The sequence below is a fragment of the Neorhizobium sp. T25_13 genome (genome assembly GCF_002968675.1).
GTDB lineage: Bacteria > Pseudomonadota > Alphaproteobacteria > Rhizobiales > Rhizobiaceae > Neorhizobium > Neorhizobium tomejilense.
The window spans coordinates 161,420-183,398 of sequence record NZ_PVBI01000001.1 but is presented as its reverse complement, the minus strand read 5'-3'; the positions used below and the strand labels follow the sequence as shown (position 1 = coordinate 183,398).

Genomic DNA, 21,979 nt, shown 5'->3' with positions numbered 1-21,979 from the left:
TCAAAGAGCCGCCAGGATGCCGCCATCGACATAGAGCACCTGGCCGTTGACAAAATCCGATGCCGGAGAGGCCAGAAAGATCGCTGCACCGGAAAGTTCCTCCGGCTGGCCCCAGCGCGCGGCGGGCGTGCGGTTCTTCACGAAGGCGTCGAATACCGGATCGTCCATCAGCGCGCGGTTCATCTCGGTTGCAAAATAGCCAGGGCCGATGCCATTGACCTGAATGTTGTGGCGGGCCAGCTCCGTCGCCATGCCGCGGGTCAGCATTTTCAGCGCGCCCTTCATTGTGGTGTAGGGCACGACGGTTTTGCGGCCGACCTCGCTCATCAGCGAGCAGATGTTGATGATCTTGCCGCCACCGCGCTCGATCATCCCAGGCAGCACCGCCTGCGAGGGAAGCACCGCGCCCATCACGTGGGTGTCGAACATCCGCCGCCAGGTTTCGGCACTGTGCTCGAGGAACGGTGCGCGGATCTGAATGCCGGCATTGTTGACGAGGATATCGACCCCGTCGAGGCCGGCGAACGCGGCCTTTGTCTCGTCGGCGTTGGTTACGTCGCAGACCAGTCCGGAGGCCTCGTACCCCTCCGCCTTCAACTGGTTCACTGCTGCGGAAAGTGTCGCCTCATCGCGCCCGTTCAGCGTGATCCGGGCTCCGGCGGACGCGAGTCCGCGTGCCATGGCAAGGCCGAGGCCCCGGCTCGAACCGGTGAGGACGGCATGGCGCCTACTCAGATCGAAAAGTGGATGTCGGACGTTCATCGAAATTTCTCCCGCATGGCCTGAATACCGGGAAGGGCATCCATAAGATAATCGTGACGAGGATCAAGGCGCTGGATCAGATCGCGGCGATGCCAGCTGACCAGGGGCGCGAAGATCCATCCCCTATGACCGGGTGAGGTGAAGGCCGGATGATATCCTTTGTCAAGGCGGAGGGTGCCGCCCTGGCGGGCAGCGTGCTTTGCGGTGCGGACCTTTACTATCTGGCCGGAGCCTTTATATACCTGACGTCTATTATCATATTATGAGGCGCCGCCTGAGCAAGCTGGTCGAGACGCCTCGGCGGCGGGTATGATGTTTCCAATTGCAGATGGTGAAGGGTTCCGACGTTGAGTTTTTGGCATTCCATGGCTTGGCATACGGAGGGGATAAGGGTTGTCGCGCCGGCCAAGTGGCGTCGTTTCGACGGGTTGGTCAGTGTCTTCTGGGAAGCGGAAAGCCAGTCGGGCGCCACGGGCTATTATTTGGCGGACGATCCGCGCATCATGATTTTCTTCAACGACGTATCGTCTCGAATTCGCGTGTCGAACCGAGACGGATCGCAGCACTCACGTCCGATGACCCGCGCCGTTTATGTTCCCGCCGGCGTTCCCATGTGGACCAGCAGCGAAACCAAGCACCGCTTTTCCCACCTCAACCTGCATATGCACAGGGATCGGTTGCTCCGGTTCCTGTCGCCCTCGGTTGGGGCCTCCGCCGCCTTGGCCGCGGTGCGCCGGCCGGTGGAGCTTCAGGATGTCGGTGCCATCGAGACGCTGGCGGGTTTGCTGGTCGACGAGATATCCAGTCCGTCAAAGCACGCGGTCTATGGCGAAAGCCTCGTGGGCAGCATCGTCGCCGGTCTTCTCGACATACCCGACCATGAAACCGAAAAAGCCAATGGCAGGCTGACCCAGGCACAGATGAACAAGCTGGTGTCACGCATCGACGGCTTGAGCGACTGCCGCCTGACGGTTGCCGAAATGGCTGCAACCGTCGGCCTGTCGGAAAGCTGGTTTGCCAATGTATTCAAACAGACCACCGGTAAAACGCCGCTGCAATGGCAACTCGCCAGGCGCATCGACCTGGCGAAAAGGCTGCTCGTCGAAAGCGACCTGGCCGTCGCGGAGATAGCGGCCCAGCTGGGCTTCACCGACCAGGCCCATCTGACGAAGGCGTTCAGGCAGATTGCCGGCGATACGCCCGCCGCCTGGCGCCGGATGCGACAAGCCCACTAGGCCAGGAAATTGTCATGTCCGGTGTGGTTTCCGGGCTGACGGGTCGCTACCAGGTCTGGCGCAGCGTTGCATAGATTGCGCGGCCGGGATTGTACCAATCGGCGCCGAAACCACCATTGGCCACGTGCTTTTCGTCGAACAGATTGCTGACGTTGAGCTGGAATGCTGTGTTTTCCTGGATCTTGTAGGTGAATGCCGCATCGAAGACGACGTTCGGGTCCGACTTCACCGTGTTGGCGTTGTTGACGAAATACGAACTCATGTAGCGCGCGCCGAGCCCAAACGTCATGTCGCCGCGTGGCCCATTCCCCTCCAGCGTGTAGTTGACCCAGGCTGAAGCCGTGTGTTCCGGCACCATGGCAAGACGGTTGCCTTCATTGGCGCCCGCGTTTTTGACGATCTCGGTATCAATATAGGAATAGGCGGCGGTCAGGCTGAGGTTGTCCGTCACCTCGGCCTTGGCTTCGAAGTCCACCCCGCGGGACTTGACCTTGCCAACCGGCGTTGCCACCGGCGGGGCGCCGATGTTGAGTGTGATGTTTTCCTTGGTCAAATCGTAGACCGCGATGCTGAACAACGCCGGAATCTCGGATGGCCGATATTTTACGCCAACCTCCCACTGTTCGCCACGCTCAGGCTCCAGGCCAATCGTGGCCGGGACCGCCGACTCGGCATAGCTTATATAGGTGGCGATCTCGTCAGTTACCTTGTAGCTGAGCGCCGCCCGTTTCGTAAACTCGCTGACATCGGCCCGGGTGAGGGGGTTGGTTGGAGCAACAGCAAGGTTGTTCGTCTGTTCGAGATCAAGCCAGTCGTTTCGCAGTCCCACTGTCGCGGTCAGTTTTTCCCAAAAGGTTAGCTCTTGTTGAAAATAGATCGCCTTGGTCTTCTGGTCGTTGACTAGGCTCTGATAGAGTGGGACCGATGCCGGTCGCCCGGTGTAGACCGGATTTGTATAATCGATGTCCGGTGCATCGCCGTAGTAGTTGTTGGTTGTGCCCTGATAGTTGTTATATTCGACGCCAAACAGGCTGCGACTGTCCACATTCTCAAAGCTGGCGTCATATTGCAGGTGGGCGTCGATAACGAAGTTTTCGGACGTCGAGTCGTTTGCGAAGAAGTCTCGGTCCACGATTGTCGTGCCAGCCGCCGGCGCTGCCGCTACGTAAGCATAGCCGAAATTACTCCTGGTGTTGCTGTATCGCGCGCTCGAGTTGAACGTCAGGCCAGAGCCGAAGTCATGGTCGAACATGACGCTGAGCGTATTGCGGTTCACATCGCGATAATTGTAGTCCGGTTCGCCAAGGAACAGGCTTCGGTCGAAGTTCGAGCCCACAGGGTGCCCGCCGCTGCCGGGTATTCCCTGGCGGTCCAGATGATCATAAACGACGGACAGGCTGGTGTCGCCACTCGGGCGCCAGGTCAGTCCGCCCATAATGAAGTTTTCGTCGTCCTGAGAATAGTCGTATTCTTCCTCGGCTCGTTTGAATTTGCCGGTCAGGCGATAGGACAACGTGTCGTCCTCGGTAATGTTGTCACCGAAGTCGAAGCCCGTTTCGGCGTGGTCGAAGGAGCCGCCGGTGACGTAGGCCTCGCCGAAACGCTCGCTCTTCGGCCGTTTGGTGACAAAATTCACCGAACCGCCGGGGTCGGAGACGCCAAAGCCGGTTGAATTGGCGCCTTTGAGGACTTCGACGCGCTCAAAGGCGTAGGCTTCTTCCCGAAGTCCCCCGAACGGCCGGCCGATGAGTAGGCCATCACGGTACATGTAGGCGTCGAAGCCGCGGATCTTGAAATAGTCGAAACGGTCGTCGGAGCCATAGAAGTCGGCTGTGACACCTGCCGTGTATTGCAGAACCTCTTCGACGCTGCTTGCACCGCGCTCTTGGATTTCCTTGGATGTGATGACGGAGACGGAGGCGGGCGTATCCAGAATATCGGTCACCATCTTGCCGCCCCCGGTCGTCTTCGTCGCGACGATCGACTTCGAATCGTTATCGGTATCGAGGCCGGCGCCGCTGCCCTGGATGACGATCGGTGCGAGTGTCGTATCGGCGTTTAAATTTTCCTGGCCAAGCACGACGGTCGGCGTGAAGGCGACAAGCGCCGTGCAAGCCAGAAGGGCCGCATTCCGGTAGCGGATAAGGGCCGGTCTCGAGCGAGCGCTTGTTCTTTCGTTGTCCATATTCACGTTCCAGAAGTTGATTCGGCGAGAGATCGCCGAGACTGATGCCAGGTCTGGGGGAACCATTCCGAACGACATCCTCGCAACCCGCCCGCGAGGGATTTCCCCCCGATCATGCGGCCGCAATGGCTTAGTCTGATATGCCCCGGGAACGGCTATTAACTTGAGCATGTTTGTCCAGTATTGTAAATTCTCCGTGCTTTGTAGGATCCCACGGAAATCTCAGTGCTCTTGTCGGTGCAGGTCTTGAGGGTGGTTGACGGGGCTCCCTTAACCTGAAAGTGGAAGTCCACTTAAAGTCTGCGGAGTTTGACGATGCTGCGGTTATTGCTTTCGGCCGTGAAAATGGCGGCGATATGCATTTGGATTGTTGAGTTCGGCATTGCCGGGCCAGGCGCCCGGGCGGACGAAGGAGAGACCTATCCCGTCACCATCAAGCATGCGTTCGGCACGACGATCATTCCCCAAAAGCCTGCGCGGGTAGCGACCGTCGCCTGGGCGAACCATGAAGTACCGCTGGCGCTCGGTGTCGTGCCCGTCGGCTTCGCCAGGGCCAATTTCGGCGACGACGACGGCGACGGCGTGTTGCCCTGGGTCGCCGAAAGGCTGGCATCGCTCCATGCCGCGAACCCCGTGCTCTTCGACGAAGGGGACGGCATCGATTTCGAGGCGGTCGCCGCTACCAGGCCCGACGTGATCCTGGCCTCCTATTCCGGCTTGAGCCAGTCGGATTACGACACGCTGAGCCAGATCGCCCCGGTCGTCGCCTATCCCGAGGCGCCCTGGTCGACCGACTGGCGTGACATGATCCGCTTGAACAGCGCCGGGATGGGCATGGCCCCGCAAGGCGACGCGTTGATCGCCAGGATCGAAGCGGACATCGCCAAGGTGGTTGGCGGGTATCCTGAACTCCGGGGTAAATCCGCGATGTTCATTACCCATCTCGATGCGACTGACCTGAGCACCGTCAACTTCTATACGACGAACGATACCCGGGTGAGGTTCTTCGAGGATCTTGGTCTGAAGTCTCCCAGAAGTGTCGTCGAGGCTTCGAAGTCCGGGAAATTCGCAGGCTCTGTCAGTGCCGAGCGCATCGATGTCTTCGACGACGTCGATATCGTCGTCACCTATGGAAACCAGAAACTGCTCGATGCGCTGGCGGCCAACCCCCTGATGTCCAGAATGCCGGCCGTGGACAAGGGCGCCGTCGTCATGCTGGGCCGCAACCCGGTCGGCACCGCGGCAAATCCGACACCGCTTTCGATCTCATGGGTCTTGAAGGACTATGTGGATCTGCTTGCGGAAGCGGCCAGAAAGTCCAAATGACGACCGGCAGCATACGATCGTTCTCTCGGCCGCTCGTCTTTCGACGCTCGAACCGGACCCGCGGCCTCTGGCTGGCCGGATTGGTCGTGGCCGTTTCCGCCCTCTGTGCGCTCTCGGTCACGGTCGGCACCCGCGAAGTGGCCTGGAGCGATGTCGTGGCGGCGCTCGCAGGGCAGGTCGACAGCATCGGCCAGGCGGCGGTGAGCGTGCGTATCCCGAGGACGGTACTTGCCGTACTTGCCGGAGCCGCGCTCGGGCTTGCCGGGGCGATCATGCAGGGCGTGACCCGCAATCCTCTCGCCGATCCGGGCATTCTCGGCGTCAATATGGGTGCGTCGCTGGCCGTCGTTACCGGCGTCGCCCTGTTCGAATTGTCCTCTGCACACGCCTATATCTGGGCTGCGATCCTCGGAGCGGGGTGTTCGGCAGTTTTCGTTTATACGATAGGATCGCTCGGGCGTGGCGGGGCAACCCCGTTGAAGCTGGCGCTGGCCGGAGCCGCAACGTCGGTTGCCTTCTCCTCAATGGTGATCGCCGTGGTGCTGCCGCGCGCCGATATCGCGGGCGGTATCCGCTCCTGGCAGATCGGCGGGGTGAGCGGAGCGACCTTTGAGCGCATTGGCCCGGTGCTGCCGTTTTTGGCCGTCGGTTTCGTGGTCAGCCTTCTGTCGGCGCGAAAGCTGAACTCGCTGGCTTTGGGCGACGATGTCGCGGCAGGGCTCGGAGAACGTGTCGCGGTGGCCCGCGCCGTCGCCGCATTCGGCGCCATCTTGCTGTGCGGGGCGACAACGGCGGTTTGCGGGCCAATCGGCTTTCTTGGATTGGTCGTGCCGCATGTCTGCCGTCTGCTGGTCGGGATCGATCACCGGTGGTTGCTGCCGTTTTCCGCGCTTGGCGGCGCTTGCCTGCTGCTGGCGGCGGATGTCGCCGGCCGTATCGTCACCAGGCCCGCCGAGATCGAGGTCGGAATCATCACGGCCCTCGTCGGGGCGCCGTTCTTCATCTGGATCGTCAGGCGGCAGCGGGTTCGAGAACTGTGACAGTGCTTTCCCCAACCATTGATCTCATCGTGGAGAATCGCCGCAGCCGGGCGCGCCGGCACGGTCTCGTGACCGTCATTCTGCTGGCTATCGTGGTCACCCTCTTTGCGGTGACCTTGTCGCTCGGCCAGTCCTTCACGCCGCCCGGTGACGTCATGCGCGTCCTGCTCGGGGAGGATGTCGCAGGTGCTGCCTTTACGGTCGGCAAGCTGCGGCTGCCGCGCTCGGCCCTTTCCGTACTCGCCGGACTGGCCTTCGGGCTCGGCGGCGTCACGTTCCAGCTCATGCTGCGCAATCCCCTTGCCAGCCCGGACATCATCGGGATCACGTCGGGCGCAAGTGCTGCGGCCGTGTTCGCCATCGTCGCCCTGTCCTTGAGCGGGCCGATCGTCTCGGTCCTGGCGGTTGGTGCAGGCCTCGGCGTGGCGCTCATGGTCTACGCCCTGTCATTCCGCAATGGAGTGGCCGGGACGCGGCTCATCCTCGTCGGCATCGGTATCTCGGCCATGCTGGAAAGCGTCGTCGCCTATATCCTTTCCAGCGCCCCTGCCTGGAACCTGCAGGAGGCCATGCGCTGGCTGACCGGCAGCGTCAACGGCGCGCAGCTCGGTCAGGCGCTTCCGCTTCTTCTGGCGCTGGCGACGTTCGGGGGGCTGCTGCTCGGCCGGGCACGCGACCTGGAGGCACTTCGCCTGGGCGACGACATGGCTGCGGCCCTGGGGGTCAAGGTGGCAAGAACCCGCATGCTGGTGATCGTTGCGGCCGTCGGCATGATTGCGTCTGCAACGGCGGTAACGGGGCCGATTGCCTTCGTGGCTTTCCTGTCAGGACCGATCGCCTCCCGGATCGTCGGACGCAACGGGTCGTTGCTGATACCGGCGGCGTTGATCGGAGCGATACTTGTGCTGGGCGGCGATTATGTCGGTCAATTCCTTTTGCCGGGCCGTTATCCGGTGGGCGTGGTGACCGGAGCACTGGGCGCACCCTATCTGATCTACCAGATCGTACGCGCCAACCGGATGGGAGGCTCGCTATGACCGTTCGCTCCACTCACTCTCTTGCCGCCAACGGGCTTTCGGCCGGATATAACCATGCCGAGATCTTGCACGCGCTCGATCTTGCCATTCCGCCCGGTAGGATTACCGCAATCGTCGGCGCCAATGCCTGCGGCAAGTCCACGCTGTTGCGCACCATGTCGCGGCTCATCTCGCCCAGCCAGGGGCATGTTTTGCTGGACGGCAAATCGATCCACCGTATCCCGTCCCGGGAATTGGCTCGAACATTGGGTCTACTTCCTCAGTCGCCGATCGCGCCGGAGGGAATTACCGTCGCAGACCTGGTCAGCCGCGGGCGGCATCCGCATCAAAGCTTGTTTTCCCGCTGGACGCGCAAGGACGACGAAGCCGTCGAGAGCGCGCTCGCGGCGACCAAGACCGTCGAGCTTGCCGAACGGCCGGTGGACGAGCTTTCGGGCGGGCAGCGCCAGCGTGTCTGGATCGCCATGGCTCTGGCGCAACAGACGGATGTTCTGCTGCTGGACGAACCGACGACGTTTCTCGACATCAATCACCAGGTCGAGGTTCTCGATCTGCTGACCGATCTCAACCACGCACGGGGAACCACCGTCGTCATGGTCCTCCACGACCTCAATCTCGCGGCGCGCTACGCGGACTACCTCGTCGCGATAGCCGAGGGGCGCGTGCATGTCGCAGGCAGTCCCGAGGACGTGCTGACGGAAGAGAACGTGCGGCAGGTCTTCGGGCTCGAGAGCCGCGTCATCACCGACCCGACATCGGGCCGGCCGATCATGTTGCCGATCGGTCGTCATCGGATGGCGGAGGAGCAAGATCTAAAGGAGAATCGGTCATGAATGCAGTTCAGTCGCTCAAATTGTCCGGCGTCGCACTGCCAAGGGATGCCGAACGCATGCTCGACGAAATCTGCGAGCACTTCATCGAGCATGCCGACGTGCAGCGGAGCAAGGACCACGCCCTGCTGAAGAGCAAGAACAGTACGACGAGCATTCGGCTGGCAGACAGCAAGCTCCTGATCGAAGTTACATGCGAGTCGCAAGCGGCGTTGCAGCTGAATCAGACGATGATTGCGGAGCACCTGTTCTATTTTGCAGGAGAGGATCCTCTTGAATTGACGTGGTCGGAGCATTCGTCCCTCGCGGTGCTGCCGAATATCCACGAGGTGACTGTCGTTTCGGCGGAGGATGTGACCCCTCACATGCGGCGCGTGAAGTTTGCCTGCGCCGACGTCGCGCCGTTCGTCGGCGGCGATATGCATGTTCGCCTTCTGGTTCCCCCGAAGGGCAGGCCGCCGGTATGGCCGGGAATCCGCCAAGACGGCCGCGTCGCCTGGCCCGAGGGAGAAGACGAGATTCTGGTGCGCATATACACGATCCGCGCCGTCGATACCGAACGCCGGGAATTGTGGATCGACTTCCTGCAACATCCATCGTCCCCTGCCGCGACTCCTGGAGCCGACTTTGCCCGCGACGTGCAGCCCGGAGAAAAAGTAGCGCTGCTCGGACCGGGAGGCGGCAGTCTGCCGGCAGCACAGTCCATTCTTCTGGTCGGCGACGAAAGCGCTCTTCCCGCCATCGCCCGGATCGCGGCCGAAGTGGCGCCGGGCACCCGGATGCAAGCAATCATCGAAGTGCTTGATGACGCGGAGGAACAGCCGCTTCCGTCAGCGGGTTCGTTGGACGTCCGCTGGCTGCATCGGCGGAGCTATCCGGCAGGAGCGAAAGGCATTCTTGCCGAGGAAGCCAAGAAAGCGGCCGCTTCCATCGAGGACGATACCTTCGTCTGGGTCGCCTGCGAAAAGGAGGACGTGCGTTCCATCCGCGCCTTCCTGAAAAGCCGCAGGCCAGACAAAAAGAAAATGTATGTAGCCTGGTACTGGGAACAATAGTCCGCCTGACCCTTGGTGCGCCGGGCGGCGGCGAGCCTCGTTTCGCATTCGTCGTGCGAAGAGGCTCTTGTCGTCTCATCAGAACGGCCTGCAACTCTCGACCGTAGCCTGAGGGGCAATGTCCCTGTCACCCTCGGGTTCTCACCCGGCGCCAAATTTATCGCTCTTCTCGCAGAACTAGAAAAGGTGGCACAACCGGGAATAACAAATCCTTTAATCATTTATCCTAGGATTGGGGTTGGAGGGGTGGATGAAGGATTTTCTGGAAAGCAAGGCTGGCAGACAGCTGGCGGAGGTGGCGGCAGCCGCGATGCTGTTGCTCGTCGGTTGCATAGCCTATGACGATCTGCTGTTGAGGCTGGTTCAGTCGATCAGTGCGGGAAAAACCCACCTCATCATCATCGTACTGATCGTCGCGGGGCTCGCGAGCTTTGCCTATTCGGTGCTGCGCATTCTCGACATGCGCAATGAAATGATGAGCCGTCGGAAGGCCTTCGATGCGGCTGACCATATCGCAACGCACGATCATCTGACGAAACTTCCCAACCGCTATGCCTTCGACAGGTTCGTCCTGTCGCACCCGGATGAAAGGCAGCAGGAAACGGACGAGGATAACGGGCCGCAGACCGCAACGGTGTTTTCGATAGATCTCGACGGTTTCAAGAAGGTCAATGACCTTCTTGGCCACCAGGGAGGCGATATCCTGTTGAAGGAGGTGTCGCGGCGCATCTGCGCATTGGCTCAATACGAATGCGTCTTCCGTTTCGGCGGCGACGAGTTCGTCGCCGTGGCTCGCAACCTCTCGCCGGAAAAGGAGGAGCTCTTCGCGCAGCTGCTCATCCATTCGGTCTCCCGGCCGGTCCGGATCGGTACCCTGTTGACGGAGGTCGGCGCGAGCGTCGGCTATGCGCGCCTGCCGGACCACGGTAGCTCGCTCGAGGAAGTCTGCCACCGGTCGGACGTCGCGCTGTATGAGGCGAAGAGCCGGGGTCACAATCAATATTGTTTGTTCCAGCCTGAAATGCAGGAGAAGGTCTCCGAGCGGGCCAAGCTCGAGGGCGACCTTCGCCGTGCCATCGACGAGGGCAAGATCGACCCGTTCTACCAGCCGCTGATCAATCTCAGAACGGGTGAAATCTGCGGTTTTGAAGCGCTTGCCAGGTGGAACAAGGACGGCGTGTTCGTTTCACCGCAACAGTTCATTGCCGTGGCCGAAGAGACCGGCCTCATTACCACGCTCTTCGAGCAGCTTCTATCGAAAGCCTGCCGCGATGCGCAGCTTTGGCCGGGAACATTGTCGCTCTCCTTCAACGTCTCGCCTGTCCAGATGGAAGATAGGCTACTCGTAAGCCGTGTTCTCCACATCCTGCAGCAGACCGGCCTACAGTCGTCCAGGCTGGAAATCGAGATTACCGAAAATGCTCTGATCGACGACCCGGACCTTGCCGCCGCAACGATCGATCAATTCCACGCCGCAGGCATCCAGGTGGCGCTCGACGACTTCGGAACCGGCTATTCAAGTCTGGCGCAGCTGGCGCGCTTCAAGTTCGACAAGATCAAGATTGACAAAAGTTTTGTGTCGAGCTTCACCCATAACGACAAGAACGCCAAAATCATCGACGCCGTACTTGGCCTAAGCCGCAGTCTCAACCTCAAGACCACCGTCGAGGGGATCGAGGAGAACGCCCAGCTCGCCTACTTCCTCGGCCAGGGCTGCGATATCGGCCAAGGCTATATCTTCGGCAAGGCTATGCCGCAATCGGAGGTGATCGGTTTCGTCAACGACCGCAAGCGGGCACTGAGCGCCTGAGCGAAGCCTGCCCGTGAAGAGACCAACGAAAGGCCCTGGCCGAGAAGCATTGGCGGTGTCGCCATCTTCAGGGCCAGGGGATTTAATGTGGCGCGGGAGCTATACGGCTGCCCGTGCCTCCGGCTCAAGCTGTGACCGAAGCACGAAGCCGTTCTGCGGGCGCTTGAGGCCGAGGTTCTCCCGCAGGGTCGTTCCTTCATATTCATGCCGGAAAAGGCCGCGCTTGCGCAGGATCGGCACGACCTGATCGACGAAGTCCGTCAATCCGGCGGGCAGGATCGGCGGCATGATGTTGAAGGCGTCGGCAGCGCCGTTCTCGAACCATTGCTGCATCGCGTCGGCAATCTGCTCCGGCGTGCCGATCACCGTGCGATGGCCGCGGGCGGTCGCAACGGCCAGATAGAACTGGCGCAGCGTCAGGTTGTTTCGCGATACCAGATCGGTGACCAGCTTGAGGCGGCTCTTGTTGAGTTCCGTATCCTGCGGCAGAGGCGGAGCAGGATCGTCCAGCGAATAACCGGAAAGGTCGACGCTCTTGTAGTGGCGGGCGAGGATGTTCCAAGCGATGGAGGGATGAACGAGCGACTGGATATAGTCGTAGTTCTCCTGTGCTTGCCTTTCGGTGCCCCCGAGAACGGGAAATATGCCGGGACTGATCAAGAGGTCGTCCTGGCTGCGTCCATAGCGGGCAAGCCGTCCCTTGACGTCGGAATAAAATTCCTGGGCGTCCTCGAGCGTCTGGTTGGCGGTGAAGATCATCTCGGCGGTTCGGGCGGCCAACTCTCGGCCGGGTTCCGATGCGCCGGCCTGGACGATGACCGGATAGCCCTGCACGGGACGTCCGACATTGAGCGGACCGGTGACCGAGAAGAACTGGCCCTTGTGGTCGACGAGATGCACCTTGTCCGGGTCGAGATAGACGCCGCTTTCCTTGTCGCGGATAAAGGCATCGTCCTCGTAGCTATCCCACAGCCCTTTCACCAGGTCGACGAATTCCTCGGCGCGTGCGTAGCGGTCGGCATGGGCGGGATGGCCCGGGATGGAGAAGTTCTTGGAAACGTCCGCGCCCGTCGTCACCACATTCCAGGCCGCCCGTCCCTTGGAGATATAGTCGAGCGAGGCGAATTTGCGCGCCAGAAGATAGGGGTCTTCATAGGTGGTGGATGCCGTGGCGACGAAGCCGATATGGCTGGTGGCCTGCGACAGAGCGGCCCACAGGGTCACGGGTTCGAAATGGGCGCCCTGCGAGGAACGGCGAAGCGCCTCCGGGTCCTTGGCGCGCTCCCAGCCGGCGGGACTGTCGGCCACGAAGACCAGATCGAACTTGCCCCGTTCCGCCGTCTGCGCCAGCTCGCGGTAGTGATCTATGTTCAGGCCCGCGTCGGCCTGCGAGGCCGGATGGCGCCAGGCTGCCACATGATGGCCCGTCGCCATGATGAATGCTCCTAGCCGCATTTGTCTCTTCTGTTTACTCATTGACGTGTCCCCCGTTCGAGGCGTTGAGATTGAACTGACCCTTGCTGGCCATGATGACAACTTCCGTTGGATTTCAGGCGGCTCGCCGTCCGGGAGTTTCAACCCCGAGGCGGCTTAAAAGCTGGGTGCGGATTTTTGCAAAGCGCGGATCGCCATGATCGCGCGGCGTCGGCAGATCGATCCGCAGGTCCTCGATCAGATGACCCTCGTCGAGAACCAGTATCCGGTCGGCGAGCGAGATTGCCTCGTCGACATCGTGGGTGACGAGCAGCACGGCAGGCCGATGCCTTGCGCACAATTCCCGCAGCAGGTCGTGCATCTTCAGCCGCGTCAGTGCGTCGAGGGCGCCGAACGGCTCGTCGGCCAGAAGCAGGGACGGCTGGCGGACCAGCGAGCGTGCAAGGGCGACCCTCTGCTGCTCGCCGCCCGAGAGCTGGTTTGGCCAAGCCGCTTCGCGCCCCTCGAGGCCCACCTCGGCCAATGCCTTTCTGCCGGCCTCCTGCCCGGCAGCCCCCGGCAGACCGAGCGTGACGTTCTGGATCACCGTGCGCCAGGGCAGAAGACGGGCATCCTGGAAAACCACCGAGAGATTGTCCGGTGTTTCCAGCGTGCCGGTTCCCTGGACGTCGTGATCGAGGCCGGCAAGCGCCTTGAGGAAAGTGCTTTTCCCGGAACCGCTCCTGCCGAGCAGGGCAACGAACTCCCCTTCGGCGATATCGAGATCGACGCGATCCAGGATCGTCTTGGTGGCGAACCGGCGCATGAGGTTGCGGACATGCACGGTTCTGGATGCGGACTTCAGTTGGCTAGAGTGCGGCGCCATGAGAGGACCCTCCGTTCGAGCAGGCGGACGAGACCGTCCGAGACGAGGCCGAGCATCACGTAGACGACCAGGCCGACGAGAATGACATCGGTTTGCCCATAGTTGCGGGCGAGTTCGATCATGTAGCCGAGCCCGCTAGTGGCGTTGATCTGCTCGACCACGACAAGGGAAACCCAGCAGAGGGTGACGGCAAACCGCAGGCCCAGGAGAAAGCCGGGCAATGCGCCGGGCAGCACCACCTGGAAGATGAAATCCTTCTGGCTCATGCGCAGGGTCTCGGCCAGTTCGACATAACGGCTGTCGATGCTGCGCAGGGCATTATGGGTGTGGATGTAGATGGGTATGATCACGGCAAGGGCGATCGTCGTCACCTTCATGCCCTCGCCGATGCCGAACCACAGGATCAGCAGGGGGATCAGAGCCAGCGTCGGGATGGCGCGCTTGATCTGGACAGGGCCGTCGATCAGCGCCTCGCCGATCCGCGAAAGGCCGGCGGTGACGGCAAGGATCGTGCCGATGACGAGGCCGATGCTGAGCCCAAGCAGGGCGCGTGTGGCCGACGTCACGAAATTGTCCTGCAGCCGCCCCTGTTCGATCAGCCTTCCAAAGGCCTCGATGACCGTCCAGGGGGCGGACAGGATCCGGGGGTCGATCCACCCGAACGCCGAGCCTGCCACCCAGAGCAGCACCAGCAATGCCGGCCCGATCTGCAGTCCGAAGGGTATTGCCGGTCCCGGTCCCAGTCTCCGGCGGTTCCGGGACGTGACGGGTCTTGCCACGGCCGGAACGATATATGCACTTTCACGGCTGGACGCCCGGGATGATTTCGCCTCATCCGCATCCCAAATGGTTGCCATGCTTCAGATCTCCTCTTGGATGATGCAGCGGGGTTACTGGCTCTTCGCCAAGGCGGCGGAGGCGGTCTTTTCGAACCGGTTGTCGAAGATCTTTTCGACGTCGAAGGGCTTGTAGCCGAGCTCCGCCGCCAGCAGGTTGATCGTCTCCTGGTGGCGCTTTTTGACCTCGCTCCAGTCTCCGGAAACAACCTGCTCCCCGGTCAGCTTGACGAGATATTCGCCGTCATCCTGGCTCAGACCCTGCTGGCCGACGTAATATGTCTTGATCCAGGTTTCCGGGTTCTTGTTCACCCACTCGGTCGCACGTGCCCAAAGCCCGACATATTCGGCGAGAGCCGCCGCCTTTGCCGGATCGTCCAGCACCCATTGCGGCGCATAGAGATGGCCCGGATCATCGCGCAGTCCGTGTTCGACAAGCGTCGCACCATCACCGCCGTACTGGGCGATGTAGCGCCTTATATAGACGCCCCCGAGCGGCGCGACATCGACCTGTTTGCTGGCCAGCGCCTTCGGATAGACGTCGCCGGTGCTCGGCAATTCCACCAAGGTGACGTCGCTTTTCTTGAGGCCCGCGGCATGGAGTGCGCGAAGGACGAGTGCTCCCTGGGCCTGGCCGGGGCTGAAGGCGATGCGTTTGCCGCGGAAATCGGCCAGCGTCTTGATGCCGGCGCCTGGCGCCACTCCGAAACGGTAGATGGGATTGGCAATCGGGTCGCGGCGTTCGCGATAGGCGATGTTGCGAACCGGCAGGTTGTTCCAGTTGGCGAAGATAGAGGGAATTTCTGCAACCGACCCGACGTCGAGTGCCTTGGCGCGGAACGCTTCCGAGGTTTGCGGGCCGCCGCTGATATTTGCCCATTTGACTTCAAACGACAGCTCCTTGATCAAGCCTGAGACTTCCAGCGCCTTTTGCGTCACCGGATCCCCGACCGTCAGCACCGTCCCGGGTGGCACCTTCGGAAGAAGAGGCGCGTTCGTCTGGGCCGCGACCACCCCGCCCATGGTGCCGAAGGCGAGCAGGCCGAACAGCACGGTTCTCACTGTTTTCACCAATGTCATCGTTGATTTTCCCCTTGTCGTTGCAGGACACGAAAGTCGATGCACGGAAGGGTGAGATATTTTCTACAAAAGAAATAGACTATTTAATTTAAGAATGCGCCGGATAGTGAAATATCGTCCCAACATGTCGATCATCGACATGAGAACCGACGAGTTTGATGAGGCATCCCGGTTTCTTGCTCTAGAGCTACAGCGCCTGTCGATGGATAACTGCAGCTCATCATTGGCATTGGAGAGACCGGCTCGCCGCTCTTAGAAAGATGCCTTGTCCAGCGACTGGATTTCTCGCAGGCGCCAGGCGCGCGGTGTTTCCCCCGTCTGCTTCACGAAGAAACGCGAGAAGTAGGCAGGATCGGCAAAGCCGAGGCGATGGCCGACCTCCTGCACGGAGGCGAGCGAGAAAACGAGCTCGCGCTTGGACTCTTCAATCAGTTTGGCGGTGAGCAGGTCGTGCGCCGTGCACCCCGCCATCGACCGGACAATGCGGTTGAGATGCGTCAGCGAGATGCCAAGTTCGCCCGCATAGAAGGATATCGGCCTGTGCGAGCGGAAATGCTGCTGAATGAGGCCGTTCAGCATGTCCATCCGCCGTTCGCCTTCGTTCGCGGGGAGCTGGTTGAGGTTGTCGGCGTGGGAGATCCGCGCGGTCAGCCTCAGGGAGAGCTTTACATAGGAAGCCAGAAGTTCGTTGCGTCCGTTGTTGCGGTGATCAAACTCCTCGCCAATTCGTTTCAGCGTTTGCACCACGTAGGCAGCATCCGCATTTAGCGGGTCGAGCGGGGTGAGATGCGGTGTCGCGAGCCATTCGCCGAAGCGGCTGCGCTCCCCCGGCTGGTGGCCGAGATGGGAGCTCAGGATGGTAATGACCAGGCCTTCGATATCGCGGGAGAACCGGAAGCCGTGAGTGAGGCCGGGAGGGACGGCGACTATCGCCGGTGGCCGGATGGGATGCGTTTCGCTGCCGAAGGTCGCGTCCCCTGACCCTGCTTCGATGTACAGGATCTGAAAGAATGCCTCATGCCGATGAAGGCGGATTTCCCACTGGTGGCGGCTGCTTCTCGACCTGATGGTTTCGCAATGTAGCCAGAAATCATGCCGCTTGCCCGGATCCTCTCCGTATAGCTGGTAGATCGGTATGTGCCTGTTCATCGGATATCTCCGGCCGCGATGTTCGGTTTGTCCAATTTTTTGGCTCGAATGTCCATTGCCGCCAAGGGGGAAGCCGAGCACAATTCGCCAAAACGAAAAAATACTCGGGAGGAGATGCATGAGAACGCAGGTCGCCATTATCGGCTCCGGGCCGTCGGGCCTCTTGCTTGGCCAGCTTCTGACGAGAGCCGGTATCGACAACATCATCCTTGATCGCGTCGGCAAGGATTACATCCTCGGGCGGGTCCGTGCCGGCGTGCTGGAGGAAGGCACGGTCGGGTTGATCGACCAGGCGGGGGCCGGCGCGCGGCTGCACGCCGAAGGCCTGCCGCACGAGGGTTTTTCGCTCGCCTTCGATGGCCGCGACCACCGGATCGATCTCCACGGGCTGACCGGCGGCAAGCGCGTCATGGTCTATGGCCAGACGGAAGTGACCCGCGACCTGATGGAACGTCGCGAGGCAAGCGGAGCCCGGACGATCTACGAAGCCGCCAATGTCATGCCCCATGATTTTGACACCGGCTCCCCCTTCGTCACCTACGAAATGGACGGCAGCACCCATCGCATCGACTGCGATTTCATAGCCGGTTGCGACGGTTTTCACGGCCCGAGCCGCAACGCCGTGCCGAAAAGCGCAATCCGTGTTTTCGAAAAGATCTACCCGTTCGGCTGGCTCGGTATTCTGGCGGAGGTCGCCCCCGTCAATCATGAGCTGATCTATGCAAACCATCCTCGGGGTTTCGCGCTTTGTTCGATGCGATCGGCGACCCGCAGCCGCTACTATATCCAATGCGCCCTCGACGAGAAGATCGAGGACTGGAGCGACGACCGGTTCTGGGACGAACTCCGCCGCCGCCTGCCTGCGCATCATGCGGAAGCGCTGATCACCGCGCCGTCCTTCGAGAAGTCGATCGCACCGTTGCGCTCGTTCGTTGCCGAGCCGATGCGGTTCGGCAGCATGTTCCTCGTCGGCGATGCAGCTCATATCGTGCCGCCGACGGGAGCCAAGGGGTTGAACCTGGCTGCAAGCGACGTGCATTACCTCTTCACGGGGCTGCGGGAGCACTATCGGGACGGTTCCGACGCCGGTATCGACGCCTATTCCGAGAGGGCGCTTGCGCGCGTATGGAAAGCGGTGCGCTTCTCCTGGTGGATGACGACGATGATGCATCGTTTTCCCGACACGGGCGAATTCGACCAGAGGATCCAGGAAGCCGAGCTGGACTATCTGACCCATTCGCGGGCGGCGTCGACAGCGCTTGCGGAAAACTATGTGGGCCTGCCCCTCTGACGCTGCATCGATCGGCCACGGATCGGCAATGCTAGAAACGTGGCTGCCCGAAATTAAGAGCTGTCAGCCGATCTCTGCTTTCTGCTGATAACCCCGCTTCACCTTGCTGCGGACAAGTGCCAAACACCGGCGCTCCGCTTCCTGCCGCGAGCCGAACAGATCGATGCGGAAACGCCCCTTGGTACCGATGCGACCCCAGTTGCGGGTGAGCGCCGCGCCATCGAAAAGATCGGGCTCGACGGTGAGCACATAGAAGCGAGCCATGTTGCGGGCGGGGTCGCGGCGGGTGAGGAGAAGCGGTTCGTTGGTCATGCCCGCAGAATCGCAAGTCCGGATTCTGCCGTCCAACGACATGATTGAATCGATCCGGCCTCATCGATTCATGGCGCTGATGGGTTCAGCGCAGCAGGGATTTCAGGAGCCTTGCGATGCCCTTCAGCGGTTCCAGATAACGCTCGGCCATTTCAACCGCAGGGACGCTTGCCGCCGGTGCGCCGATATTGATCGCGGCGACCACTCGGCCGCGATCGTTTTCCAGCGGCACGGCGATCGAACAAAGGCCGAGTTCGAGTTCCTGATCGATGACCGCGAAACCCTGTTCGCGAACGCGGGCGAGCTCCTCCATCAGGCGGATGGGGTCGGTCAGCGTGCGGGGCGTGAAGGGCTTCAGGTTGCTCTGTTTCAGGAGCGCCAGGCTTTCGCTATCGGGCATGGCCGCCAGCAGGACGCGACCCATCGAGGCGCAATAGGCGGGCAGGCGGCTGCCGGGCATCAGGTTGATCGACATCACCCGCTTTTGCGAAGCGCGGGCGATATAAACGACCTCGGTGCCATCGAGCACGCTTGCGGATGCGCTCTGGTGAACCTCCTCGGCGAGCTTGTCGAGAAAAGGCTGGACGATGTGGGGCAGGGGGGTGGCGGAGAGATAGGCATGGCCAAGCCGCAGAATCTTCGGCGTCAGCACGAAGAATTTTCCGTCATAATCGGCGTAGCCGAGTTCGGCCAAGGTCAGCAGGCAGCGGCGGGCCGTCGCCCGGTCAAGCCCGGTCGCCTTTGCCACGTCCGCGATCGCCAGCCGCGGCGTCGTTTCACCAAACGCCTCGATCACCTTTAGGCCTCGTGCGAAGCCGCTGACGAAATCCGTTTCCTGCATGGTTTTCCCTGCGCCCGCCCTTTGTCGATGCAATGTGAAGCCGCGAGATGTGCATGCTCCGCATCGCCAGTTTGCACAATATGTGCGATATATGAACAAAGGTCAATTATCGCACATATTTCTTGCTGTCCCTGCCGTGCTGATCTATCTGTTTTCCCGGAGGCGCGGCGGGCACGTTCGCCGGGTATAGCGAAGGAGATATCCCGTATGGACAAGACAATCGGGAGCACGGCGGAAGCCGTCTCCGAGATCGGTGATGGCGCGACCATCATGATCGGCGGTTTTGGCGGATCGGGCGCGCCGATCGAGCTGATCCATGCCCTGATCGACAATGGTATCAAGGACTTAACCGTCATCAACAACAATGCCGGCAACGGCCGCATCGGCATTGCGGCGATGATCGACGCGGGCATGGTCAGGAAGATGATCTGCTCGTTTCCGAAGTCGTCGGATCCGCGCGCCTTTACCGACCGCTATCTGGCAGGCCAGATCGAGCTCGAACTTGTGCCGCAGGGCACGCTTGCCGAGCGCATCCGCGCCGGGGGAGCCGGCATCCCGGCCTTCTACACGCCGACGGCCTACGGTACCGAGCTTGCCAACGGCAAGGTGATCGCCGAGTTCGATGGCCGCCATTATGTCCAGGAACGCTGGCTGAAGGCGGATTTCGCCATCGTCAAGGCGCAGCTCGGCGATCCATTGGGCAATCTCACCTACAACAAGGCCGGTCGCAACTTCAACCCGCTGATGTGCATGGCCGCCGCCAAGACGATCGTGCAGGTGTCGAAGATCGTGCCGCCTGGCGGCATCGATCCCGAGCATGTCGTGACGCCCGGCATCTTCATCGACCGCGTCGTCGAGGTCGCCAACCCGCAGCAGGAAGAAGAGCTCATCCGAGCCGGAGTGGCCTACGTCCCAGGAGCCCAGGCATGACCCTCAACACCCGAGAAGACATCAAGCTTTCCAACGCCCAGATCGCCTGGCGGGCCGCCCAGGACATAAAGGACGGCGCCTATGTGAACCTCGGCATCGGTTTTCCGGAAATGGTCGCCCGTTACCAGCCGCCCGGCCGCGAGGCGATCTTCCACACCGAAAACGGCATCCTCAACTTCGGCGAAGCACCGGCCGAAGGCGAGGAGGACTGGGACCTCATCAACGCCGGCAAGAAGGCCGTGACGCTGAAACCGGGCGCTGCCTTCTTCCACCATGCCGACAGCTTTGCCATGGTGCGCGGCGGCCATCTCGACGTTGCCATATTGGGCGCGCTGCAGGTGGCGCAGAACGGCGACCTCGCCAACTGGCGTGTCGGCTCCAAGGGCGTGCCTGCCGTCGGTGGCGCCATGGACCTCGTGCATGGCGCGAAGCAGGTCTGTGTCATCACCGAACACGTCACCAAAAACGGCGACCCGAAATTAGTTGAAGCTTGTACCTTTCCGCTGACCGGTGTTGCCTGTATCACTCGGGTCTATACGAGCCATGCCGTCATCGACATCGTCGAGAAGCATTTCGTCCTGCGCGAAAAGCTGGCCGGTATGACAGTCGAGGAACTGCAGGCCATGACCGGCGCCCGCCTCCATATCGATGGACCGGTCGCCGATCTCGCCGTGCCGAAACTGTGAGAGAGAAGATCATGACCGAAGCCTATATCTGCGATTATATCCGCACTCCTATCGGCCGTTTCGGCGGTTCGCTCTCCGCCGTCCGTGCCGACGATCTTGGCGCCATTCCCTTGAAAGCGTTGATGGAACGGAATGCGTCCGTCGATTGGGAAGCGGTTGCCGATGTCATCTACGGCTGCGCCAACCAGGCCGGCGAAGACAACCGCAACGTCGCCCGCATGTCGGCTCTGCTTGCCGGCCTGCCGGTCAGTGTCGGTGGCACCACCATGAACCGCCTCTGCGGTTCGGGCATGGATGCGGTCATCACCGCCGCCCGGGCCATCAAGGCCGGCGAAGCCGAACTGATGATCGCCGGCGGCGTCGAAAGCATGTCCAGAGCGCCGTTCGTGATGCCGAAGGCCGACACCGCGTTCTCGCGCAATGCCGAGATCTACGACACCACGATCGGCTGGCGTTTCGTCAACCCGCTGATGAAAAAGCAATATGGCGTCGATTCCATGCCGGAAACCGGCGATAACGTGGCGATCGACTACAAGGTTTCCCGTGAGGACCAGGACGCGTTTGCGGTCCGCAGCCAGGCAAAGGCCTCGGCAGCTCAGGAGAACGGCCGTCTTGCCAAGGAAATCACTTCGGTGACCATCCCGCAGCGGAAGGGCGATCCGGTGGTCGTTTCGACGGACGAACATCCGCGCGCGACCAACATGGAAGCGCTCGCCAAGCTCAGGGTATTGAACAAGATCGAGGGCGCGACGGTGACCGCCGGCAACGCCTCCGGCGTCAACGACGGCGCTGCGGCCCTGATCATCGCGTCGGAGGCGGCGGCGAAGAAATACGGCTTGACCCCGATCGCCCGTATCATGGGCGGCGCTACCGCCGGCGTTCCGCCGCGCATCATGGGTATCGGCCCGGCGCCTGCCACCCAGAAGCTTTGCGCCCGGCTCGGCATCTCGCCGAAGGATTTCGACGTGATCGAGCTCAACGAAGCCTTTGCAAGCCAGGGCATCGCCGTCCTGCGCGAACTCGGCCTCCAGGAAGACGCCGAACATATCAACCCGAATGGCGGCGCGATCGCGCTTGGCCACCCGCTCGGCATGTCCGGCGCCCGCATTTCCGGCACGGCAGCGCTGGAGCTGTCGCTCCGCAAGGGCAGATATGCACTCGCCACGATGTGCATCGGTGTCGGGCAGGGAATTGCGGTGGCGTTGGAGCGCGTTTAGCACCCGTTTCTCACCCTCTGTCATGAATCGAGGCCGGCATTGATGCCGGCCTCTTTAT

General features: G+C 61.5%; 20 protein-coding genes and 1 pseudogene. 11 read left to right on the top strand and 10 right to left on the bottom strand.

Features of this window, described 5'->3' with window-relative positions:
* Together C5J22_RS00955 and C5J22_RS32010 are read right to left on the bottom strand one after the other, a co-directional pair.
* Window positions 1–762 (bottom strand): SDR family oxidoreductase, encoded by a 762-nt coding sequence (locus C5J22_RS00955; RefSeq protein ID WP_105436757.1) that lies wholly within the window; start codon window positions 760–762, stop codon window positions 1–3.
* Window positions 759–950, bottom strand: a pseudogene (locus C5J22_RS32010) (inositol utilization protein); the annotation flags it as partial. The pseudogene C5J22_RS32010 and the gene C5J22_RS00955, both read right to left, overlap by 4 nt.
* Window positions 951–1,109: 159 nt before the next feature.
* Here C5J22_RS32010 and C5J22_RS00945 point away from each other — a divergent pair.
* Window positions 1,110–1,997 carry an AraC family transcriptional regulator gene (locus tag C5J22_RS00945; protein WP_205837138.1) on the top strand — a complete coding sequence of 296 codons (888 nt, stop codon included), beginning with the start codon at window positions 1,110–1,112 and terminating at the stop codon, window positions 1,995–1,997.
* Window positions 1,998–2,043: 46 nt separating this feature from the next.
* Here C5J22_RS00945 and C5J22_RS00940 read toward each other — a convergent pair whose 3' ends face one another.
* Window positions 2,044–4,182, bottom strand: coding sequence for a TonB-dependent siderophore receptor (locus C5J22_RS00940; protein WP_105436755.1), 2,139 nt, complete (start codon window positions 4,180–4,182; stop codon window positions 2,044–2,046).
* Between the two features lie 315 nt (window positions 4,183–4,497).
* Between C5J22_RS00940 and C5J22_RS00935 the strand changes: the two genes are divergently transcribed.
* The 6 genes from C5J22_RS00935 to C5J22_RS00910 all read left to right on the top strand — a co-directional run bounded on the left by C5J22_RS00935 (window position 4,498) and on the right by C5J22_RS00910 (window position 11,280).
* Window positions 4,498–5,508, top strand: a complete 1,011-nt coding sequence (locus C5J22_RS00935; RefSeq protein ID WP_205837137.1) for an iron-siderophore ABC transporter substrate-binding protein — start codon at window positions 4,498–4,500, stop codon at window positions 5,506–5,508.
* On the top strand, window positions 5,505–6,548 hold the full coding sequence (locus C5J22_RS00930) for an iron ABC transporter permease (protein WP_172746466.1): 1,044 nt from the start codon (window positions 5,505–5,507) through the stop codon (window positions 6,546–6,548). Before C5J22_RS00935 ends, C5J22_RS00930 begins: the two co-directional genes overlap by 4 nt.
* Window positions 6,545–7,585 carry an iron chelate uptake ABC transporter family permease subunit gene (locus tag C5J22_RS00925; protein WP_105436753.1) on the top strand — a complete coding sequence of 347 codons (1,041 nt, stop codon included), beginning with the start codon at window positions 6,545–6,547 and terminating at the stop codon, window positions 7,583–7,585. Before C5J22_RS00930 ends, C5J22_RS00925 begins: the two co-directional genes overlap by 4 nt.
* Window positions 7,582–8,418, top strand: coding sequence for an ABC transporter ATP-binding protein (locus C5J22_RS00920; protein ID WP_105436752.1), 837 nt, complete (start codon window positions 7,582–7,584; stop codon window positions 8,416–8,418). The genes C5J22_RS00925 and C5J22_RS00920 overlap by 4 nt, the downstream gene beginning before the upstream one ends.
* Window positions 8,415–9,470, top strand: coding sequence for a DUF2218 domain-containing protein (locus C5J22_RS00915; protein ID WP_105436751.1), 1,056 nt, complete (start codon window positions 8,415–8,417; stop codon window positions 9,468–9,470). The genes C5J22_RS00920 and C5J22_RS00915 overlap by 4 nt, the downstream gene beginning before the upstream one ends.
* Before the next feature lie 250 nt (window positions 9,471–9,720).
* The gene (locus C5J22_RS00910) at window positions 9,721–11,280 is read left to right on the top strand and encodes a bifunctional diguanylate cyclase/phosphodiesterase (RefSeq protein WP_105436750.1); all 1,560 of its coding nucleotides are present in this window, start codon (window positions 9,721–9,723) and stop codon (window positions 11,278–11,280) included.
* Between the two features lie 99 nt (window positions 11,281–11,379).
* Here the strand turns inward: C5J22_RS00910 and C5J22_RS00905 are convergent, their stop codons facing one another.
* From C5J22_RS00905 to C5J22_RS00885, 5 genes are all read right to left on the bottom strand, one after another.
* Window positions 11,380–12,756: an LLM class flavin-dependent oxidoreductase gene (locus C5J22_RS00905; RefSeq protein ID WP_105436749.1), complete on the bottom strand. Its 1,377-nt coding sequence runs from the start codon at window positions 12,754–12,756 to the stop codon at window positions 11,380–11,382.
* A 73-nt stretch (window positions 12,757–12,829) separates the two neighbouring features.
* Entirely contained in the window at window positions 12,830–13,579 is a 750-nt protein-coding gene (locus C5J22_RS00900) for an ABC transporter ATP-binding protein (protein ID WP_105436748.1), read from the bottom strand.
* The gene (locus tag C5J22_RS00895) at window positions 13,555–14,436 is read right to left on the bottom strand and encodes an ABC transporter permease (protein WP_105436747.1); all 882 of its coding nucleotides are present in this window, start codon (window positions 14,434–14,436) and stop codon (window positions 13,555–13,557) included. Before C5J22_RS00895 ends, C5J22_RS00900 begins: the two co-directional genes overlap by 25 nt.
* A gap of 33 nt (window positions 14,437–14,469) precedes the next feature.
* Window positions 14,470–15,495, bottom strand: coding sequence for an ABC transporter substrate-binding protein (locus tag C5J22_RS00890; protein ID WP_105436746.1), 1,026 nt, complete (start codon window positions 15,493–15,495; stop codon window positions 14,470–14,472).
* A 252-nt stretch (window positions 15,496–15,747) separates the two neighbouring features.
* Complete coding sequence (locus tag C5J22_RS00885; RefSeq protein WP_105436745.1) at window positions 15,748–16,644, bottom strand: helix-turn-helix domain-containing protein; 897 nt, start codon at window positions 16,642–16,644, stop codon at window positions 15,748–15,750.
* A gap of 118 nt (window positions 16,645–16,762) precedes the next feature.
* On the opposite strand from C5J22_RS00885, the gene pobA reads away from it, so the two are divergent.
* Window positions 16,763–17,935, top strand: coding sequence for a 4-hydroxybenzoate 3-monooxygenase (gene pobA / locus C5J22_RS00880; RefSeq protein ID WP_105436744.1), 1,173 nt, complete (start codon window positions 16,763–16,765; stop codon window positions 17,933–17,935).
* A gap of 63 nt (window positions 17,936–17,998) precedes the next feature.
* Here the strand turns inward: pobA and C5J22_RS00875 are convergent, their stop codons facing one another.
* Window positions 17,999–18,247: a WGR domain-containing protein gene (locus C5J22_RS00875; protein ID WP_105436743.1), complete on the bottom strand. Its 249-nt coding sequence runs from the start codon at window positions 18,245–18,247 to the stop codon at window positions 17,999–18,001.
* 85 nt (window positions 18,248–18,332) lie between these two features.
* On the bottom strand, window positions 18,333–19,088 hold the full coding sequence (locus C5J22_RS00870) for an IclR family transcriptional regulator (protein WP_105436742.1): 756 nt from the start codon (window positions 19,086–19,088) through the stop codon (window positions 18,333–18,335).
* Between the two features lie 207 nt (window positions 19,089–19,295).
* Between C5J22_RS00870 and C5J22_RS00865 the strand changes: the two genes are divergently transcribed.
* From C5J22_RS00865 to pcaF, 3 genes are read left to right on the top strand one after another with little or no spacing between them, the layout of a single operon-like run.
* Window positions 19,296–20,018 carry a 3-oxoacid CoA-transferase subunit A gene (locus C5J22_RS00865; RefSeq protein ID WP_105436741.1) on the top strand — a complete coding sequence of 241 codons (723 nt, stop codon included), beginning with the start codon at window positions 19,296–19,298 and terminating at the stop codon, window positions 20,016–20,018.
* Window positions 20,015–20,704 carry a CoA transferase subunit B gene (locus C5J22_RS00860; RefSeq protein ID WP_105436740.1) on the top strand — a complete coding sequence of 230 codons (690 nt, stop codon included), beginning with the start codon at window positions 20,015–20,017 and terminating at the stop codon, window positions 20,702–20,704. The genes C5J22_RS00865 and C5J22_RS00860 overlap by 4 nt, the downstream gene beginning before the upstream one ends.
* A gap of 11 nt (window positions 20,705–20,715) precedes the next feature.
* Window positions 20,716–21,921, top strand: a complete 1,206-nt coding sequence (gene pcaF / locus C5J22_RS00855; protein ID WP_105436739.1) for a 3-oxoadipyl-CoA thiolase — start codon at window positions 20,716–20,718, stop codon at window positions 21,919–21,921.
* Window positions 21,922–21,979: the final 58 nt, after the last annotated feature.

Excerpts from the sequence above, each read along its gene's own strand:
- C5J22_RS00955 (WP_105436757.1), bottom strand. The coding sequence starts at position 762 with ATGAACGTCCGACATCCACTTTTCGATCTGAGTAGGCGCCATGCCGTC.
- C5J22_RS00940 (WP_105436755.1), bottom strand. The coding sequence starts at position 4,182 with ATGGACAACGAAAGAACAAGCGCTCGCTCGAGACCGGCCCTTATCCGC.
- C5J22_RS00935 (WP_205837137.1), top strand. The coding sequence starts at position 4,498 with ATGCTGCGGTTATTGCTTTCGGCCGTGAAAATGGCGGCGATATGCATT.
- C5J22_RS00930 (WP_172746466.1), top strand. The coding sequence starts at position 5,505 with ATGACGACCGGCAGCATACGATCGTTCTCTCGGCCGCTCGTCTTTCGA.
- C5J22_RS00920 (WP_105436752.1), top strand. The coding sequence starts at position 7,582 with ATGACCGTTCGCTCCACTCACTCTCTTGCCGCCAACGGGCTTTCGGCC.
- C5J22_RS00915 (WP_105436751.1), top strand. The coding sequence starts at position 8,415 with ATGAATGCAGTTCAGTCGCTCAAATTGTCCGGCGTCGCACTGCCAAGG.
- C5J22_RS00910 (WP_105436750.1), top strand. The coding sequence starts at position 9,721 with ATGAAGGATTTTCTGGAAAGCAAGGCTGGCAGACAGCTGGCGGAGGTG.
- C5J22_RS00905 (WP_105436749.1), bottom strand. The coding sequence starts at position 12,756 with ATGAGTAAACAGAAGAGACAAATGCGGCTAGGAGCATTCATCATGGCG.
- C5J22_RS00900 (WP_105436748.1), bottom strand. The coding sequence starts at position 13,579 with ATGGCGCCGCACTCTAGCCAACTGAAGTCCGCATCCAGAACCGTGCAT.
- C5J22_RS00895 (WP_105436747.1), bottom strand. The coding sequence starts at position 14,436 with ATGGCAACCATTTGGGATGCGGATGAGGCGAAATCATCCCGGGCGTCC.
- C5J22_RS00890 (WP_105436746.1), bottom strand. The coding sequence starts at position 15,495 with ATGACATTGGTGAAAACAGTGAGAACCGTGCTGTTCGGCCTGCTCGCC.
- C5J22_RS00885 (WP_105436745.1), bottom strand. The coding sequence starts at position 16,644 with ATGAACAGGCACATACCGATCTACCAGCTATACGGAGAGGATCCGGGC.
- pobA (WP_105436744.1), top strand. The coding sequence starts at position 16,763 with ATGAGAACGCAGGTCGCCATTATCGGCTCCGGGCCGTCGGGCCTCTTG.
- C5J22_RS00875 (WP_105436743.1), bottom strand. The coding sequence starts at position 18,247 with ATGACCAACGAACCGCTTCTCCTCACCCGCCGCGACCCCGCCCGCAAC.
- C5J22_RS00870 (WP_105436742.1), bottom strand. The coding sequence starts at position 19,088 with ATGCAGGAAACGGATTTCGTCAGCGGCTTCGCACGAGGCCTAAAGGTG.
- C5J22_RS00865 (WP_105436741.1), top strand. The coding sequence starts at position 19,296 with ATGGACAAGACAATCGGGAGCACGGCGGAAGCCGTCTCCGAGATCGGT.
- C5J22_RS00860 (WP_105436740.1), top strand. The coding sequence starts at position 20,015 with ATGACCCTCAACACCCGAGAAGACATCAAGCTTTCCAACGCCCAGATC.
- pcaF (WP_105436739.1), top strand. The coding sequence starts at position 20,716 with ATGACCGAAGCCTATATCTGCGATTATATCCGCACTCCTATCGGCCGT.